Raw genomic sequence first — 17,155 nt, forward strand, 5'->3', positions numbered from 1 at the left:
TTTTTAGCTTAGTCTTGGTTGTTGCGAATCACGAAACCGCGTTTTTTGTCATTGCTGCGGCGATTGTTGCGTTTGGCACCATCTTTTGCATAGTTGCCGCGGGCTTTGTTGCTGCCGCCGCCGTCTTTGCTATAGCTGCCATTGCCGCGACTACCACCTTCTTTACGGTTGCGGTTGCCGCCATTGTTATTGCTGCGACGACCATTCTTGTTGCCAAATGATTTTTTCCCTTGAGGAAGTGGACGTTCTGGCGTAATTTTAACTGGTACTTGATCAGTCGGATCTTTCGCCAATGTTTTTAACAACAAGGCTGCTAAATCTTGCGCTGAGTAGCGTTCAACCAAATCATCTGCCGCTGCCAAATAGTTGTCTAATCCATTTTCATCCATTTTGGTTTCTACCGCTTCTAATGCCGCACCTAATTGGCCTTTGAAGGCTTCTTTTTCGGTTGGCGGACGAAGAGGTGTCATCCGTTTTTTGGTTAAGTTTTCAATGACGTGCAAGTAGCTCATTTCGTTTGGTGTAACGAAAGTCACGGACATGCCGCCTTTACCAGCACGACCGGTACGACCGATCCGATGCACATAGCTTTCAGGGTCTTGTGGGATATCGTAGTTGTAGACATGGGTCACACCTGAGATATCCAAGCCGCGGGCAGCGACATCTGTTGCTACTAAAATGTCTAAGTTGCCGCTCTTGAATGAACGCAAGACGCTCATCCGTTTTTGTTGAGAAAGATCACCATGGATGCCTTCTGCTTTGTAACCACGGGCTTCTAACCCACGAGCCAACTCGTCAACACGACGTTTGGTACGGCCAAAGACGATGGTTAATTCAGGTGTTTGAACATCCAACAAGCGCGTCATCACATCAAATTTTTCAAAGTCTTTCGAGCGCACATAATATTGATCGATCAAATCAGCCGTCATTTCTTTGGCTTTTATTTGGACGTGCTCAGGATTTTTCATAAATTTGACACCAATATTTTTGATTGCTGGCGGCATCGTTGCAGAAAATAGTAATGTTTGACGAACGTCTGGCACTTGGCTGATGATTTTTTCAATATCTTCCAAAAAGCCCATGTTCAACATTTCGTCTGCTTCATCTAATACAAGGGTTTCAACCGTGCCTAATTTCAGGGTGTGGCGGTTGATGTGGTCCAACATGCGTCCTGGTGTACCAACAACGATATGTGGACGATCTTTTAATTGACGGATTTGGCGACCAATATCTGCCCCACCGTATACTGCTTGGACACGGATTTTTTTGTCTTTCCCTAAACGATACAATTCTTCTTGGGTTTGGATAGCCAATTCACGGGTTGGCGCAATCACTAAACCTTGTAATTGTTGGTTTGTCGGGTCAATTTTTTCTAGCATTGGCAAACCGAAAGCAGCGGTTTTACCGGTACCAGTTTGTGCTTGACCAATCACATCTCTGCCTGCTAAGGCTAACGGAATCGTTGCTTCTTGGATGGGTGTTGCTTCTTCAAAGCCGGCACGCTCAACAGAAGTCAATAATTCGCTGGATAATTCTAGATCTTTAAATTTCAAATGGATCCTCCTATTTGGTCATCATCTCGATGCCTGTTTTTATCATTGAAGCGTAGGTAGTTCTTCAGAAACACAAGAGCAGTCCAATTACTCTTATCTTTCTCTCGGTACCGAAAAACCGCTTCTCGAAGGCATTATAAAAGGCTAAAACAAAAAGATATGCTTCAGCCATCATTTATCTCAAAACGTCAATGTTTTTTTTACAGTAATCATTCTGTGCTTCATCTTTCGGCGTTAGATAAGTATAGCATAAATTGAAAGTTTCAGCAAGATTTCAATTCTGTTTTACATTCCGATCAAGGCATCGACTACTTCACTTAGACCCATTCCATTGCTGCCTTTGAGCACAACGCTATCTTCGGGACTTAAAGTTTTTATTAAGGCATTGATCAATCCCGTCTTTTCTTCTTTGTCAAAGTGATAGATTTGCCCCGCAAAGCCCTGATCAGTCAAACGGTTTTGTAATGCTTTCATCTCTGGACCGTACAAAAAGACCATTTGTACAGTATCATCGATATGTGCCGCCATTCCTGCATGCATCTCAGCGCTGTCTGGCCCTAATTCCAGCATATCTGCCAATACGGCGATCCGTCTGCCTTGAAGTGGGATTTTTTTGAAACTGTCTAATACCAAGCCCATCGCTGTAGGGTTTGCATTGTACACATCACTCAAAAGTGCAGCGCCATTTCCTGCTGTCAGCCATTGGGTGCGGTTCTTTGTTAACTGAAAGCCTGCCAGACCTGCTTGGATCGCTGCGTCAGGCACAGCAAAATACCGGCCCATGCCAATAGCGATCAAGGCATTTTTGACATTATAACCGCCAATGACGGGGATCGTATATTTGACGCCTTCAACAGAAAAGGTTGTTTCTTGCTGTGCTTCTGCTAAAATCGTTCCTTGCACATCACCTGCTGCTAGGCCAAAGGTTTTGATCGTTTGCGTTAGCTCAGGCAGATAAGGGGCTAATAATAGTTCGTCAGCTGGAACCATCATAAAGCCATCTTTTTTCAATCCGGCAGCAATTTCCATTTTTGCTTTGGCGATTCCTTCTCGTGAACCTAGATTTTCGATATGGGCCTCACCGATCAAGGTGATCGCGGCGGCATCTGGTTCTGCCAATAATGACAATACTTCGATTTCCCCTGCGTGGTCCATACCCATTTCTAAAATCAGGACTTCCGTATCTGCCGGCGCATGCAGGATCGTCAAAGGTACCCCTAGTTCATTGTTATGGTTGCCTTGGGTCTTATAAGTTTTATAGCTTTGTGCCATTACGGCATCTACCATGTCTTTTGTTGTAGTTTTGCCATTGCTGCCTGTGATACCAATGATTTTGGGATTGATTTTTTCTTTATAGCCTCGTGCCAATCGCTGAAAAGCAGCCACCGTATCCTCCACATGGATCACCTGGATATGTTCAGGGGGCTGGATCGTTGGATGGCTCCAAAGCGTGGCGATCGCGCCATTGTCCTTCGCTTGTTGCGCAAATTCATGGCCATCTCTGGTTCCTGCTAACGGAACAAACAAACTATTTTCTTTGATTAGCCGACTGTCAAATTCGACGGAAGAGATTGTTCTCTGGTCATTGCTTTCTTGGTCAAATAAAGCGGCTACTTCTTCTATTGTCAGATTCATGGATCTATCTCCTTTATTAAAAAAAGAAAGCCAAAGTTCGCTTCAAGTATTCCCTTGAGTTGAGCCTGGCTTTCTTCTTCATTATTCAGCTTCGACGTCAGTCAAAAATGTCCGGCGTTGATTGAAACGGTTCATGCCTAATTGGATCAATTCTTCAATCAAGTCGCCATACGGCAAGCCGGTTTTTTCCCATAATAGTGGATACATACTAAACGCTGTAAAACCTGGCATCGTGTTCAATTCGTTTAAGAACAGTTCGTTTTTGTTTGTTAAAAAGAAGTCACAACGACTTAGTCCGCTACCGCCTAGCATCGTGTACGCTTTTTTGGCAAATTCCTGCGCTTTTGCCTGCGTGTCTTCAGGGATGTGTGCTGGGATCTGCATATCGATTCGGTTATCGATGTATTTTGAATTGTAATCATAAAATGCAACATCTTTGACGATTTCACCAGGCATCGTGGTACGTACATCTTCGTTGCCTAAAACAGCCACTTCGATTTCTCTGGCTTCGATTCCTTGTTCAACGATGGCTCTTGTGTCATAGCGATAGGCTTCTTGCAACGCATTTTGCAATTCTTCGCGATTTTCTGCTTTGGAAATTCCTACACTTGAGCCCATATTGGCAGGCTTCACAAACATTGGGTACAGCAAACTGCCTTCACATTGATCGAAGATTTTTTTAGGGTTTTCTTTCCAGGCATTCTTAAGAACAGGCACATAGGGTACTTGGGGGATCCCTGCAGCTTGCAAGATATATTTGGTCATGATTTTATCCATGCCGCAAGCACTTGTCAGTACGCCTGCGCCAATGTAAGGCATGCCAATCGTTTCCAAGAAACCTTGGATCGTGCCGTCTTCTCCATTCGGCCCATGCAGCAATGGAAAGACGATCGCTTCTTCTTCATAAATGGCTCCTGGTTGAATGACTTCACCTTTATGGGCGTCATCTGTCAAGGCCAATACATCCTTAGAGGTTGGTGCTTCAGTCAATAATGGCCCCTTGAGCCATTGTCCCTCTTTCGTGATCATTACTAATTGCACTTGGTAGTAAGTATAATATACAGCATTGACTACTGAAAAAGCGGATAGCAGCGATACATCGTGTTCTGCACTGCGTCCCCCATATAATAAAATGATTTTCAAAAGAAATTCCTCCTGCATCCATGGTTTCTACCACACTAAGTCTTTCACATTTTAGCATAAATTCAGTCAATCGGCACTAAATCTTGGACAAAAAATCTTTTCTCTCAAAGGAATAGATAGGTCCAGAGTTGAATGTTTTTCAATTTGTCAGTACTATGACTATATCAAGATGTGAATGATGAGGTGTGAAAAATGGCAAAAGAAACGATTCCTTCCAGACGGATCAGATTAAAACAAATTGTTCAGGTCTTTATCAAATACAGAGTGCTGCAAAATATCAGCAAACAGCAACAACCAGAAATGGTCCGGCAAGCGTTTGAGGAATTAGGCCCAACCTTTATCAAAATTGGCCAAATGCTTTCGGTACGAACAGATTTGCTGGATCCTTCTTTTGCTGCAGCGTTCAAACAGCTGCAAGACAATGTCAAAAGTGATCCTTTCCAAGAGGTCAAAGCTTTAGTTGAAGCTGAGCTCCAACAATCTCTATCTGATGTTTTTACTTCCTTTGATCAGCTGCCCGTCGCCTCCGCATCGATTGGACAAGCCCATCACGCTGTTTTGCGTAACGGAAAAGAAGTGATCGTCAAGGTACAGCACCCAGGGATCATCGCCGACATCGAGGTGGACTTGAACCTTTTTGAAAAAGCGATCCCTCTGATCCGTTACGTGCCGGAAGCCAATGTAGTAGATCTGAAAAGTGTCTTGGCAGAAATCCGCCGCTCTTTGGCCAACGAAACCAATTTTCTGCAAGAGATGGCCAATGCGCAAGTATTCTATCGTGACAACCATCAAGATCCCCAACTGGCATTGCCAAAAGTTTACCCCGAATGGTGTACGCAAAAAGTCTTGGTCATGGATTTTATGGCAGGCGAGAGTTTGAATTGCTTGTTGAACCGCGCTGATCAGGAACTGCTTTATGGCAACCAAACTGTTAAAGAAGTCAAAAAAGCCATAGGAACATTGCTGGTGAAGAACTTTATGAAACAAGTTTTTGAAGATGGTTTTTTTCATGCAGATCCTCACCCTGGAAATCTATTCCTCCATGTTTTTGCTGATCAAGAACATCGTCCCCATCCTTTTCAATTAAAGCAACGCGTGGGCGTTTTAGGTGGCGTAGACTATACCTTAAAATGGCAAGATGAATCTATCTTGCCGCCCTATCAAGTGATTTTTTTGGATTTCGGGATGATGGGTCATTTGGACCAAGCATTGCGCAGCCGTCTGGCAGATGCCTTGATCGCGCTTTATACCCAAGATACACAAGAAGTCGGCAAGGCTGTGCTCAGATTGTGCGGCAGCCAAGGCACTGCCTTTGATGAAGTCTTGTTTTATCAAGATTTGCAGCGCTTTGTTGAAAACTACTATAATATGCCGCTAAAGGATATCGATCTCCAAAGAGTCATGGGCGAAGTGATCAAGATATGTTATGACAATCATTTACAAATGAATCGCGATATCACTTTGCTGATCAAGGCATTTGGGACATTAGAAGGTGTCATCAAAGCATTGGATCCAGATTTATCTATGATGGAAGTGACACAGCCTTTCGCACAAAAGTATTTTTTAGCTCAATTCGATGCCACTGAAGAATTAAAGAAAAGTACCCTTGCTGCTGCCAAAAGCTTGCGTGCGCTTGGCCGTATGCCTGACCGCGCATTGGCTGTACTTGATACCTTTGCTACTGGCAAACACCGTTTGAATTTAGAAATTCGTGAACAAAAACAATTACTCGATCGATTTGACAAAATGGTCAACCGCTTAGTGATCGGTATTATTTTGGCGGCAGTCATCTTAAGTTCCTCCTTATTGGTGGTCGCCAGTCCTGAAAAAGGGGATTTCGTCCATCGCATGGGCATATTCGGCTTTTGTTTGGCTTTTATCGCCTGTATCTTATTGGCTGGCAAATATTTTTATGATCATTTTCGAAAACAAGAATGAAGACCGGCAAACACTGCTTTTCGTGGGCAGTGTTCCGGTCTTTATTTGTTCTGCGTTTCTTTGATCGCTGTTTCAAATATTTCTTCGAAACGAAGCCGATCTTCTTTGGTAAAAGGCTTCGGCCCCTTGGTACGTTTGCCGGCTTTGCGCATCTGGGCACCTAGATAGCGCTGTCCCAGTAAAAAATCAATGGTTTCTTTTAAGTATTCGGTGCCGTTATGGTGAAACACACGTGCATGCTTGGGCAAAACCAACGATGCCAAGCCATAGTCCTGGGTCACCAGAAAATCTCCAGCTTTAATCTCTTTGACGATCTCATAATCTGCGCGATCAGAGCCTTTGTCTACATAGATGAATTGTACATGGGCTGGAAATTCTTTTTTGGTATAATGATCGACACTGGTCACGATCATTACAGGCAAGTGATATGTTGCACCAAGGGCGATCACTTCATTTTTGACAGGTGAACCATCTCCGTCGATCAACAATCGCATATTGCTCCCCCTCGCTTTTGCTTTTATTGTACGGGTCACAGCACCAATATGCAAGCAGAGGCATTGTTGGACAGGATGCCCAGAACAATACCTCTGCTTGATTGTTTCTTTATTTCACCGAATCATTTCACGGATTCGATGATCGAAAATTTGCGGTCTTTCAGTTCATAGACGACATCGCATGCTTTGGCGACATCTTGTTCATGGGTCACTAGAATAATACATTTATTTTGTTCGTGGGCGATTTCTTGAAATAATGACACGATGTCTTTTGATGTGGTTTCATCCAAATTCCCGGTTGGTTCATCCGCAACGATCAGTTCATGCTCGCAACAAAGGGCCCGTACGATCGCTACCCGCTGCTGCTGTCCACCAGAAAGTTGGGTTACTTTTTTCATCGCCAACTCTTCAGTGATGCCAACTTTGACCAAATTTGCTAAGGCATACGCTTTTTTGTCTGTTTGTTGTGACTGAGCGATCGCCATAGCCGTTGTGACATTATCTAAAGCAGACATATACGGCAATAAATTGTAGGCTTGAAAAACGATCGATACATCTTTGCGTCGATACTCCCGCAAACCGATTTTCGCCAAGGTTTCGTCATTATATAAGATTTTGCCTTCTTTAGGGGTATCTAGCCCCGTGATCAATGATAAAAAGGTGGTCTTGCCAGAACCGCTAGACCCAAGGATCGCATACATCTTTCCTGGTTCAAACGTCAAATCGACTGCACGAAATAACGCTTCTGCTTCTGTCTGGTACCAATAACCAAGTTGTTCTGTTCGTAGTGTCATTATACCCCTCCTAGGAAACCAAGATTTTTTTCGGATTCAGACGTAAAATGCCTGCCGATGATAAAATGATCGAGCCAAAGCTGATACCTAAGCCCATCAATGCCAATAGACCGATTTCTTCTGCAGAAACCGTGATTTCTAATGATTGGATTTCTTCAGATTGGGTGAATGATGGGAAAGAGCCACCGCCATTGCCGCCCATTTGTTGCATCCCGCCTCCGCCGCCAGGTCCGGCATTGGTCGTATCTTGATCAGTCGTCGTTTCTGTCTGTTGTGCCAGCAACTGCTCACCTACAACATTCCCTACAAGATTGCCGCTCGCCGCAGCAATGCCCAAAGCAAAGATCATGCAGATAAAGATTTCCGTAAAGAATTGGAAAATCACTTTTGCTCGTGATTCACCCAATGATAGCAAAACGCCAATTTCATAGCGGCGTTCACGAATCGACATCATCACGATCAAGGTCAAAATGATGACGCCTGCTGCAGCCACTAAAATAATGATATTTTTGGCAAAACTAGCCACATTATTCAGTGGAGTCAACATAGATTGATACTGTTGATCGTTCGATTGAATACTATACGTATCCGTATCGATCAACCCTTCTGCCTCTTCTACGAAAGCATCCATTTCAGAAGGATCACTTAGTGTGTAGGTCGCTGAATCAATCGTTCCATCATTGCCGCTTAATGTATTGGCGAAGGTATAAGACGCGAATATCGTATTGGCAGGATTCAGGAAACTAAACATTTGGCTCATGCTGTTGCCGACTTCTGACGTTTCATAAATGCCTTTGATCGTGACCTCGACTTCATTGTCGTCACTGTCTGTGATCGTGAAGGTATCGCCTACTGCCAAATCATTGGCCTCAGCCAATGCAGATTCGATCACTACATTGTTGGTGCCTTCATCCTCTGCTGTGATGCCTTCCCCATCTGTCAGCGATGCGGTACCTTCAGAAAAACTCGTATAAGCGGCACTTGTGGAAACGCCTGTGATTTGGAAATCACCAGAACTCATTTCGCCGCCAGGCATCCCACCCATTTGGTTGGCATCTGCGCTGGAATCATCCGTGGATGTGTCCGTATCTGAGCTTGAGATTGCTTCGATGCCACTGACAGCATCTGCCGATGTGCTGACTTCAAAACTGTATGACGCCACACCATCTAAGTCTGCGATGGCTTGTGCATCCTCGATCTCCACTGGTGTGGATTGAAAGCTGCCAGGATCTGGGCGTGACGCTTCGCTATCACTACCTGAACTTGTCGTTCCTTGTTGAAACGCTTGTTCACGGTTGGCTTGTAAAGTCACAGTAGCGCCAACACTCTTTTGAGCATTTTCGGTCGCAACCAACGCCGCACTTCTAATGGTCAAGCCTGCTAAAACAAAAATCAAAATAGCTGAAAAAACGGCGATCAGCAGAATCGTTCTGCCTTTTTTGGCCCATACACTTTGAAGCCCTCGCTTAAAAAAATTCATAGCATTTCCTCCTATATTTAACATAAGCTGACTATACTTGTTTTAACTTAATAGAAACTTAAACGACCAAATGAAGAAAAACGAAACAAAAGCAGCTATTTTGCCTGCTTTCGTTCCGTTTTCTCCTTTTTGATCGTCTGTTTTCACTTGGCTAAATGTCTAGCGGCCGAAACCGCCGCCACCCATTTGATTCGTGGAGGCTGTTTCTCCAGATTGTGTCAAATTGGCAATTGTATCTGACACTGGCAATGTACCTAATTCAGTACCATCGGACACCGTACCGCCGGCATAATAGCCAAAGGTAGGTTCGCCATCATTGCTGCCGCCGCTAACCAGTGTATATGAACTATCTGTTAAGTCTGGCGTAGAAATCACCACATGTTGATAGGATTTACTTGGCGCGTAAGAAACAATGGCATTGCCGTCACCATCTAGCAAGGTGACTAGCGTATCCGCCGATTGCGATTGATCAAACGTGACCGCCACAGATTGTTGCGTACCATCACTCACATTCATGGCCATGTCAGTGGTGCCAGCTGCCAATAAGACGCCGCCGGTCAAGGTGAATGTGCCATTATAATCTAGCGCACCGTTTCCGCCAGTTGTTGGTCCATTGACGATTGCTATTCCGCCGCTCATGGTCACATTTCCGTTGCTGTCGATCCCATCACCTTCTGCATCAACCACCAATGTGCCACCGGTAATGTTCACTAGTTTGCTATCGTCGGCTTCATCACCGCCGCCAGGTTGTCCACCACCAAAGCTGTCTTGCCCAAATTGGCCTGTGCCTTCATCGGTATCACTGCCGCCGCCTGCATTGACGCCGTCATCACTGGAGACGACTTGGGTCGTACCGCCGGCGATATTGATCACGCTGGCTTCTAATCCTTCATAGGATTGTTCGATTGAGATATCCCCATTATTGATCGTTAATTCATTGTCCGCATGAATGCCATCATCGCCACTATTGGCAGTGATCGTACCTCCGGAAATCGTGATCGTATCATTGGCGTGCAGACTATCATCGGCACTATCGACGGTGAAAGTCCCACTGCTGATGATCATAGCCCCGCCAGCTTTCAATCCTTTATAGCTTTCATCGGTGCTGATGGATTGACTTTGTGCGCCATCGGCCGTTTGGATCGAAATATCTGCGTTTTGGATGCTGAGGTTGGTTTCAGCTTGGATCCCATCCCGTCCGCTTTGAATCGTAAAGGTGCCACCGTCGATTGCTACATAACCTTTCGCAGTGTCTTCAGTGTTATTGGCTTGGATGCCATCCCCTTCTTCAGTATTCAGCGTATATTGACCTGCTAAAATCGATACAGAGTCTTTCCCTTTGATCGCATTGTTTTTGGCGGTGATCTCATATGTCCCGCCAGCTAAAACCAAATCATCTTTGCTGCGGATCCCATTGCTGTAATTGCCAGTGATCACCAGTTTGCCATCACCATTGATAGATAGATCTTCTTTACTGTAAAAAGCGGCATCTGGTTCTGTTTCTCCATCCGCCAGTGTATAGTCACTGCCATCTGTCAATGTGTTCGTTGTATCACTTGCCAATGTTGTGATGACTTTTTCGGCTTGCTCCACCACCACAGCCGCACCTGAATCATTGGTGATAGTAACACCATTGAAGATCAAATGTACCTTGGCTTCTTTGTCGACATTCACGATCAATTGCCCGTCACTCAAGGAACCATTGACTACATAGGTGCCTTCTTGGGTGATCGTTACTGTTTGGCCATCGACCGTCACGCCATCTGCGGCTTCTGTGGCATCATCATTCAGCGTGATCGTAGTGGCAGCTGATTCGTCATAACTCGCATCAACATCTTCGTCTTCATATGTGCCATAGTAATCCGTTGTATCATCCAATGTTGTCGACACATTGGTCACTGCTGCAGCTGAACCTGAAGTTGCTGCTGCAGCACTTGAGCTGCTGCTAGACGTTGTATCGGACTGGGCACAGGCACCCAAAAGCAGTGTCGATAACAATAGTGGATAAATGATTTTTTTCATAGAAAGTCCTCCTTCTATAACTCATCGCGATTCGCAGCGGCTTTGCCTAATACAACAGGCAGGTTGCCATTGCGCACGCGGACTTCATCAATAATTTGCTTCTCTTGTGCTTGATCTTTCAGCATCAAGCGGTATCTCAGTTCGTATAAGCTGCCCATAGTTGTTGTTCTAACAGATTCTAATTTGGCTGAATGGGTGTAGGTATCAAAAATATCATCAAACAGTTGCGGGTAATCCAAATCTTCGGGAATCGTGATTTTTAATTCTCGTTCGGCTGTCTTTTGGCGATCGCCAAAAGGGACGGTGTATAAGAGCGTTAAAAAGAGCGCCACAATGATCGAAAAGACAACCACATAGCCGACATACCCCATTCCGGTCGCCAAACCAATCCCCATTGACCAAAAGACACTGGTGATCTCTCTGGATCCGCCAGGTACTGAACGGAAGCGAATCAGACTAAAAGCGCCTAAGATCGCAACCCCTGTGCCCAAATTGCCATTGACCAGCATGATGACTGATTGCACCAAAATCGGCAAAACAGCCAGCGTGATCACAAAATTTTTGGTATAGACATTTTTGATCATATGAACAACTGCCACCAATAAACCTAAAATCAATGAAGCAGATATACAAATCAACAGGCTTCCCCACTCCAATGAGCTGGTATCGCCTGAAAATAAACTAGATAACATGTAAAACTTCCTCCTTTTTGAATAAATGCCGTTGGTAAGTCTGCGCATATTTTGAAAAACTGCCCTTGCGTACACCATAGGTATTCAGCAAGTCAACGAACCACAACGGATATGAACCAAGGGCCTTGACCTCCATCAAGACACCGATTTCTGGTGCCACCAATGCACCATCACTACCGGCAGCCAAATCTAAATTGCATGTACGGAAACGAATCGCTTGATCAAAGGTCACCCGAAAATCACTGTCATCATCCACAAACAACGACAAACGATCATAGGCGATCAATACCCGTGGTGTCAAATCTTGGTTTTGTTTGAACAACCATTTGATTTCAGCCGCAATCTGCGCTGGCTCAACTGTTTCTGGCAATTGTCCACTCCTGACCCAATGCTGATACTGCTGATAGGACATGGGTACGCGCCGTTTGTAGACAATCCCATTGACTTTCTTTTTGATTTCCAAAAAAATCAAACTATCTTGGCTTGGCACCCCATAACTGCGGATCCGAAATTTCTCTTTGTACTTCGGTTTATCCATTGAATGACGGATAAAACGGAAGTCATCCGTGTCGTAATACAGCGACATAATCGTATGTTTGCCATACACATCAATCTGCATTCGTTGCTGCAACGCTTCAAAGAAAGCGGGAAAGCGATCGTTTGGGATCAAATATTTGGTTTCTTTTCGTTGGAAAACTTTCTTAAGTTTCATTTGCTTGTCCTCCCTCGTTGTTCTTGTTTATAATTTAAAGGAAGTAACTTAAAACCAGCTTAAGTAATTCTCTGCTTTTTAAGTATTTTTTATGCTATTCATGCTATTCTTATCATTAAAGAGGTGGAAAAATGATTAAAATATTACTTGTCGAAGATGACAAAACGTTATCTGAAAATATCAAAGAAATCGTTAGTGAAATCGGCGAAGTCAGCCAATCATTCGATGGCAGTGAAGGGTTATACGAAGCTGAAACAGGCATCTACGACTTGATCATCTTAGATTTGATGATGCCTGAAATGGATGGGTATGAAGTGTTGGCGGCATTAAGAAGCAAGGGGATCCAGACCCCAGTGTTGATCCTAACCGCAAAAGATGGCTTAGAGGATAAAGTCACTGGGTTTCAAAAGGGTGCGGATGACTACTTGACAAAGCCCTTTTACCGAGAAGAATTATTGATGCGGGTCAAAGCCCTATTGAAACGATCACTAGGATTGTTCAATGAGAATCATTTAGAATACAATGGATTGGTGTGCAAATTGGCGGCGAACGAAGTGACGTACAAAGGGGAATTATTGCCGATTCAAGGCAAAGAATTTGAATTGCTGCTCTACTTTTTACAAAACCAAGGGATTATCTTGACGAAAGAACAAATTTTCGACCGTATTTGGGGCTTTGATTCAGAAACCACCTTGACCGTTGTTGAAGTCTATATGAGCAACTTACGCAAACATTTGCGAGATACCGGTATTGATAAAGAGATCCGCACATTGCGCAATGTTGGCTATATCATGCAAGGAGCGTAGCCGATGAACAATGAGCGTTCGAACAAACAACGATTGCAATCTTTCTTGATCAACGTCAGTGCATTTGCCTTGGTCTTTTTCTTATTAGGTGTGATCGTCTTGGAGCTGTTCAATCAATCCGCCTATCGTGAAACGGATCTATCTTTGGAACAAGCCATCGAAGATACACGCTTGATCCAAGCAGAGATCAATTCTTATCAATCTGACAGTCTGACGATGCCGCCGGGTTCCACCATGCCCAACATTCCCGGAACCAATCGCTTCAATACCCAATTGATTTTATGGTCAGAAGATGGTGAAATCTTGAATAAGCAAGCGCTAGGCGGGCGTTTTTCGCAATTGACGAATCTGACATTATCGACCGAAAATCTGGACAGTATTCAATCTTTTTCGATTGATGATCAATCGACCTCTACAACCGAAGACAAGCTGCTCTTTCGTTCGATCACTACAGCGGCACCGTCAAACAATTTAGGTGTCAGTTATATTCAGGTTTTAGCCAATACCAACCAAATCAAAAATGCCATGTCAAATTTTCAAACGATTTTGATTTTATCGATGGTCTTTTTCTGGATTTTGTCGATTGGTATCAGTTATTTCTTGACCACATTGAGTATGCGGCCAATCTTGGCATCGTGGAAAAAGCAGCAAGAGTTTGTTGAAAATGCCTCTCATGAACTGCGCACACCCTTGACGATCATCCAAAATAGTTTGGAACGGTTGTTTACCAAACCAAACCGTACCATTATCGATGAATCAGAAAGCATCGCCCAAGCATTGGCGGAAACCCGGCGCTTGACAGGCTTGACTGCCGATTTGCTGACGATTGCTCGCAGTGATGCCAATCAATTGACCTTAGTGAAAGAAAAAGTTGAACTGGCACCGTTTATCGCTGAGCTCGTCAAGCCATTCAAAGAAATTGCTGAATTAGATGAGAAGCGTTTTGTTATCGAGAATTTCGCTGATGCAACCGCGGTATTTGATCAAAAAAAGATCCATCAAGTCTTAGTGATCTTGTTAGACAATGCGTTGAAATATACCAGCTCTGGGGACAAAATCACGCTGCTTTCGGAAATCTCTAATAAACATTGGCTGATCGAGGTCAAAAACACAGGCCCTTCGATCACGGATGAAGAAAAGGCCCGCATTTTTGATCGCTTTTATCGAGAAGACCGTTCTCGCTCGAAAGAAACCGGCGGCTACGGTCTAGGGTTAGCCATCGCCAAACAAATTGTCGATGAGCACAAAGGGCAAATCAGTGTCAAAGATCTGTTGCCTAAGGGGGTTATTTTCCAAATTCGCTTGCCCAAGGAATGATGTACGCAAAAAAAAACAGCTATGAACGAAAACGTTCATAGCTGTTTTTTTACTCACAGTACTATTGCTAGTAGAAAAGCCCTATCTCCACAAAAGGACGATTCCGACACCCTGCAAATCCGGCAGGTTGCTTACGCGGTGTGCCTCTGCTATCAATCTGGTCAGCAAATGCTAGACCTTCTCGACTCGTCGCATGAGGATTACTTTAACACACAATCCTCATGAAAGCTACCTTTTTTTGACAGAATCGCCTGTAATGTATAAAAATGGCCGCCAAAACCTAGATAGACCATCCGGCTTTTGGCGACCACTGCACGCTAGGTTGCAGCTATATGATACATTTTGTTTTACGATAAGAAAGTCGCAACTTTCGTGGTGATCAAATCAATGGCCACATGATTTTCGCCGCCTTCTGGCACAATGACATCGGCGTAGCGTTTCGTTGGTTCGATGAATTGGTGATACATCGGCTTCACAACTGTTAGATACTGTTCGATAACTGAATCCAATGTTCTGCCCCGTTCTTCCATATCACGTTTGATACGACGAATGATCCGAATATCATCATCTGTATCAACATATAATTTGATGTCCATCAAATCACGCAAACGCTCATCTTCTAAAATCAAGATACCTTCTAGAATAATGACTTCTTTCGGTTCTTGAACGATCGTGGCTTCACTGCGGGTATGTGCTACATAATCATAGACCGGTTTTTCAATCGTTTGATACGCAAGCAGCTGTTTCAAGTGGTCGATCAATAAATCTGTATCAAATGCAAAAGGATGGTCGTAGTTGGTGTTCAATCGTTCTTCGAAACTCAATTCACTTTGATCCTTGTAATATGAGTCTTGCTCCAACATCATAATAGAATGATTCGGAAAGTGATTAAAAATCGCTCGGCTCACACTTGTTTTACCGCTTCCTGATCCACCTGTCACACCAATTATAATGGGCTTGCCATTCGTCATTCGATTTACCTCTTTCATTTCTAAAATTCGCACTGTTTCTATTATAGCGAAATTTCTGCAAATTACTACTATTTCTGAAAAATCAGCCCAGTAATAAATCAGGCAATTGTTCGATCGATTCGATCATATGGGTAGGCTTGATGCCGTCAGTGTTTTTTTTATGCGGATTCAGCCAAATCGTATCGATTCCTGCCAATTGTCCCCCTAATATATCCGAACTCAATGAGTCGCCGATGATCACTGTTTCATGTTTTTTTACATTCGGGATTCGGGCAAAAACGTAATCGAAAAATTCTTTCATCGGTTTTTGATAACCTGTATCCTCAGACACAAAAATATCCTTGAAAAAAGACATCAATTTGGCATCCTTTAAGCGCTGATATTGGGTTTTCGACACGCCATTCGTCACCACGTAGGCATCAAAATCAGGCACCAGCTGAGCCAGTACTTGATCGCTGTTGCCCAAAAGTTTATGTCCTTGATTCAAAAACCCTCGATATTGCTGCTCCAAAGCAGCGCTATCCACCGTTTTTCCGAGTGTGGCAAAAAATAAGCCAAAGCGCTCATTTGTCACTTGTTCACGGGTCAATTTTCCTTTTTCAAAATCTTGCCATAATCCATGATTCAACGTCTGATAGGTTTGCTTTAAGGTATCTGTCATCTGGATCCCTTGTGCGGCGAATAATTTTTGCAACGCTTGATTTTCTGTATCTTGGAAATCAAGCAGTGTATCATCAACGTCGAATAATAATGTTTTGTAAGTCATTGCTTCCTTCTTTCTTAGTGAAAATATTCCACTAAACTTTCTAGTTCTTTTTGGGTCAATTTGCGGTAATGCCCCGTTGCGAGATCCTTCGGCAAAGTCAGAGGTCCGATGGCCGTTCTTTTCAGGCCGATCACTTTGACACCACGGCTAAGAAACATTTTCTTTACTTGATGAAACTTGCCTTCCGTTATCTGCACGATCGCCTGTGATCGCTTTTCCTGGGCGGAAAGGATCGTAAGTTTAGCTGGCAGACAAGTTGTCCCATCATGAAAGACCACGCCAGCAGCAAAGGCTGCTTGGTCGGTTTTAGTCAAACACCCATTCACGATTACGTCATAGCACTTTGTGACGGCTTTTTCTGGATGCATCAGTGCATAGCCAAGTTGCCCATTCGATGTCAGCAATACCAATCCTTCCGTATCTCGGTCCAAACGTCCAACAGCATAAAGATCGGACCGCTGGTCAGCGGATGCCAAACAATCAATCACGGTTGGATGCTGCTGATCATGATTAGCCGTCACGACACCAGCTGGTTTATTCAATAGAAAATAGACGTCATCGGTTTGCAATTGTTTGCCTTGGACAACAATGCGATGCAGTGCGCCCTCGACATTTCGTTCAGGCCGACGCTCGATCTTACCATCCACATAGACCTGTCCAGTCTGAAACAGGCGCTTCATGGTTTTTCTTGGGGTATGGAATTGTTCTTCAATCAGTTTATCTAAACGCATATCATTCTCTCCATTGCGGCTATTATAGCGTAGATTGTCCAATCTGAAAACTAGTGAGATTTCATATCAGTTGACTTTCATTTGGATAGCGGGTAAGGTTA

The 17,155-nt window shown here is 43.9% G+C and carries 15 protein-coding genes; 3 read left to right on the top strand and 12 right to left on the bottom strand.

Annotation, left to right across the window (positions count from 1 at the left end; translation table 11 throughout):
* Window positions 1-8: 8 nt before the first annotated feature.
* The 3 genes from cshA to AEQ18_RS04405 all read right to left on the bottom strand — a co-directional run bounded on the left by cshA (window position 9) and on the right by AEQ18_RS04405 (window position 4,331).
* Window positions 9-1,553, bottom strand: coding sequence for a degradosome RNA helicase CshA (gene cshA, locus AEQ18_RS04395; RefSeq protein ID WP_054115148.1), 1,545 nt, complete (start codon window positions 1,551-1,553; stop codon window positions 9-11).
* A 285-nt stretch (window positions 1,554-1,838) separates the two neighbouring features.
* Window positions 1,839-3,188, bottom strand: coding sequence for a UDP-N-acetylmuramoyl-tripeptide--D-alanyl-D-alanine ligase (locus AEQ18_RS04400; protein WP_054115149.1), 1,350 nt, complete (start codon window positions 3,186-3,188; stop codon window positions 1,839-1,841).
* Window positions 3,189-3,269: 81 nt separating this feature from the next.
* On the bottom strand, window positions 3,270-4,331 hold the full coding sequence (locus AEQ18_RS04405) for a D-alanine--D-alanine ligase (RefSeq protein WP_054115150.1): 1,062 nt from the start codon (window positions 4,329-4,331) through the stop codon (window positions 3,270-3,272).
* Between the two features lie 192 nt (window positions 4,332-4,523).
* Between AEQ18_RS04405 and AEQ18_RS04410 the strand changes: the two genes are divergently transcribed.
* The gene (locus AEQ18_RS04410) at window positions 4,524-6,269 is read left to right on the top strand and encodes an ABC1 kinase family protein (protein ID WP_054115151.1); all 1,746 of its coding nucleotides are present in this window, start codon (window positions 4,524-4,526) and stop codon (window positions 6,267-6,269) included.
* A 41-nt stretch (window positions 6,270-6,310) separates the two neighbouring features.
* Here AEQ18_RS04410 and AEQ18_RS04415 read toward each other — a convergent pair whose 3' ends face one another.
* From AEQ18_RS04415 to AEQ18_RS04440, 6 genes are all read right to left on the bottom strand, one after another.
* Window positions 6,311-6,763: a YaiI/YqxD family protein gene (locus AEQ18_RS04415; RefSeq protein ID WP_054115152.1), complete on the bottom strand. Its 453-nt coding sequence runs from the start codon at window positions 6,761-6,763 to the stop codon at window positions 6,311-6,313.
* Window positions 6,764-6,885: 122 nt separating this feature from the next.
* Complete coding sequence (locus AEQ18_RS04420) at window positions 6,886-7,557, bottom strand: ABC transporter ATP-binding protein (RefSeq protein ID WP_054115153.1); 672 nt, start codon at window positions 7,555-7,557, stop codon at window positions 6,886-6,888.
* A 10-nt stretch (window positions 7,558-7,567) separates the two neighbouring features.
* Window positions 7,568-9,037, bottom strand: coding sequence for an ABC transporter permease (locus tag AEQ18_RS04425; protein WP_054115154.1), 1,470 nt, complete (start codon window positions 9,035-9,037; stop codon window positions 7,568-7,570).
* A 159-nt stretch (window positions 9,038-9,196) separates the two neighbouring features.
* Window positions 9,197-11,059: a carbohydrate-binding domain-containing protein gene (locus AEQ18_RS04430; protein WP_054115155.1), complete on the bottom strand. Its 1,863-nt coding sequence runs from the start codon at window positions 11,057-11,059 to the stop codon at window positions 9,197-9,199.
* 14 nt (window positions 11,060-11,073) lie between these two features.
* The gene (locus AEQ18_RS04435; protein ID WP_054115156.1) at window positions 11,074-11,751 is read right to left on the bottom strand and encodes a DUF4956 domain-containing protein; all 678 of its coding nucleotides are present in this window, start codon (window positions 11,749-11,751) and stop codon (window positions 11,074-11,076) included.
* The gene (locus AEQ18_RS04440) at window positions 11,741-12,463 is read right to left on the bottom strand and encodes a polyphosphate polymerase domain-containing protein (RefSeq protein ID WP_054115157.1); all 723 of its coding nucleotides are present in this window, start codon (window positions 12,461-12,463) and stop codon (window positions 11,741-11,743) included. The genes AEQ18_RS04435 and AEQ18_RS04440 overlap by 11 nt, the downstream gene beginning before the upstream one ends.
* A 131-nt stretch (window positions 12,464-12,594) precedes the next feature.
* Between AEQ18_RS04440 and AEQ18_RS04445 the strand changes: the two genes are divergently transcribed.
* Both AEQ18_RS04445 and AEQ18_RS04450 read left to right on the top strand, forming a co-directional pair.
* Window positions 12,595-13,269, top strand: a complete 675-nt coding sequence (locus AEQ18_RS04445) for a response regulator transcription factor (protein ID WP_054115158.1) — start codon at window positions 12,595-12,597, stop codon at window positions 13,267-13,269.
* 3 nt (window positions 13,270-13,272) lie between these two features.
* A complete protein-coding gene (locus tag AEQ18_RS04450) occupies window positions 13,273-14,586 on the top strand; it encodes a sensor histidine kinase (protein ID WP_054115159.1) in 1,314 nt (437 codons plus the stop codon).
* Between the two features lie 347 nt (window positions 14,587-14,933).
* Here AEQ18_RS04450 and udk read toward each other — a convergent pair whose 3' ends face one another.
* From udk to AEQ18_RS04465, 3 genes are all read right to left on the bottom strand, one after another.
* Complete coding sequence (udk, locus tag AEQ18_RS04455; protein WP_054115160.1) at window positions 14,934-15,557, bottom strand: uridine kinase; 624 nt, start codon at window positions 15,555-15,557, stop codon at window positions 14,934-14,936.
* 82 nt (window positions 15,558-15,639) lie between these two features.
* Window positions 15,640-16,323, bottom strand: coding sequence for a YjjG family noncanonical pyrimidine nucleotidase (locus AEQ18_RS04460; RefSeq protein WP_054115161.1), 684 nt, complete (start codon window positions 16,321-16,323; stop codon window positions 15,640-15,642).
* 14 nt (window positions 16,324-16,337) lie between these two features.
* A complete protein-coding gene (locus AEQ18_RS04465) occupies window positions 16,338-17,054 on the bottom strand; it encodes a 16S rRNA pseudouridine(516) synthase (protein WP_054115162.1) in 717 nt (238 codons plus the stop codon).
* Window positions 17,055-17,155: the final 101 nt, after the last annotated feature.

Source organism: Enterococcus sp. RIT-PI-f (genome assembly GCF_001297065.1).
In the GTDB taxonomy this organism is placed as follows: domain Bacteria; phylum Bacillota; class Bacilli; order Lactobacillales; family Enterococcaceae; genus Enterococcus_D.

Coding starts and splice junctions, on each gene's coding strand:
- AEQ18_RS04410 (WP_054115151.1), top strand. CDS start 4,524: ATGGCAAAAGAAACGATTCCTTCCAGACGGATCAGATTAAAACAAATT.
- AEQ18_RS04450 (WP_054115159.1), top strand. CDS start 13,273: ATGAACAATGAGCGTTCGAACAAACAACGATTGCAATCTTTCTTGATC.
- AEQ18_RS04460 (WP_054115161.1), bottom strand. CDS start 16,323: ATGACTTACAAAACATTATTATTCGACGTTGATGATACACTGCTTGAT.
- AEQ18_RS04430 (WP_054115155.1), bottom strand. CDS start 11,059: ATGAAAAAAATCATTTATCCACTATTGTTATCGACACTGCTTTTGGGT.
- AEQ18_RS04445 (WP_054115158.1), top strand. CDS start 12,595: ATGATTAAAATATTACTTGTCGAAGATGACAAAACGTTATCTGAAAAT.
- AEQ18_RS04440 (WP_054115157.1), bottom strand. CDS start 12,463: ATGAAACTTAAGAAAGTTTTCCAACGAAAAGAAACCAAATATTTGATC.
- AEQ18_RS04465 (WP_054115162.1), bottom strand. CDS start 17,054: ATGCGTTTAGATAAACTGATTGAAGAACAATTCCATACCCCAAGAAAA.
- udk (WP_054115160.1), bottom strand. CDS start 15,557: ATGACGAATGGCAAGCCCATTATAATTGGTGTGACAGGTGGATCAGGA.
- AEQ18_RS04425 (WP_054115154.1), bottom strand. CDS start 9,037: ATGAATTTTTTTAAGCGAGGGCTTCAAAGTGTATGGGCCAAAAAAGGC.
- AEQ18_RS04435 (WP_054115156.1), bottom strand. CDS start 11,751: ATGTTATCTAGTTTATTTTCAGGCGATACCAGCTCATTGGAGTGGGGA.
- AEQ18_RS04400 (WP_054115149.1), bottom strand. CDS start 3,188: ATGAATCTGACAATAGAAGAAGTAGCCGCTTTATTTGACCAAGAAAGC.
- AEQ18_RS04415 (WP_054115152.1), bottom strand. CDS start 6,763: ATGCGATTGTTGATCGACGGAGATGGTTCACCTGTCAAAAATGAAGTG.
- AEQ18_RS04420 (WP_054115153.1), bottom strand. CDS start 7,557: ATGACACTACGAACAGAACAACTTGGTTATTGGTACCAGACAGAAGCA.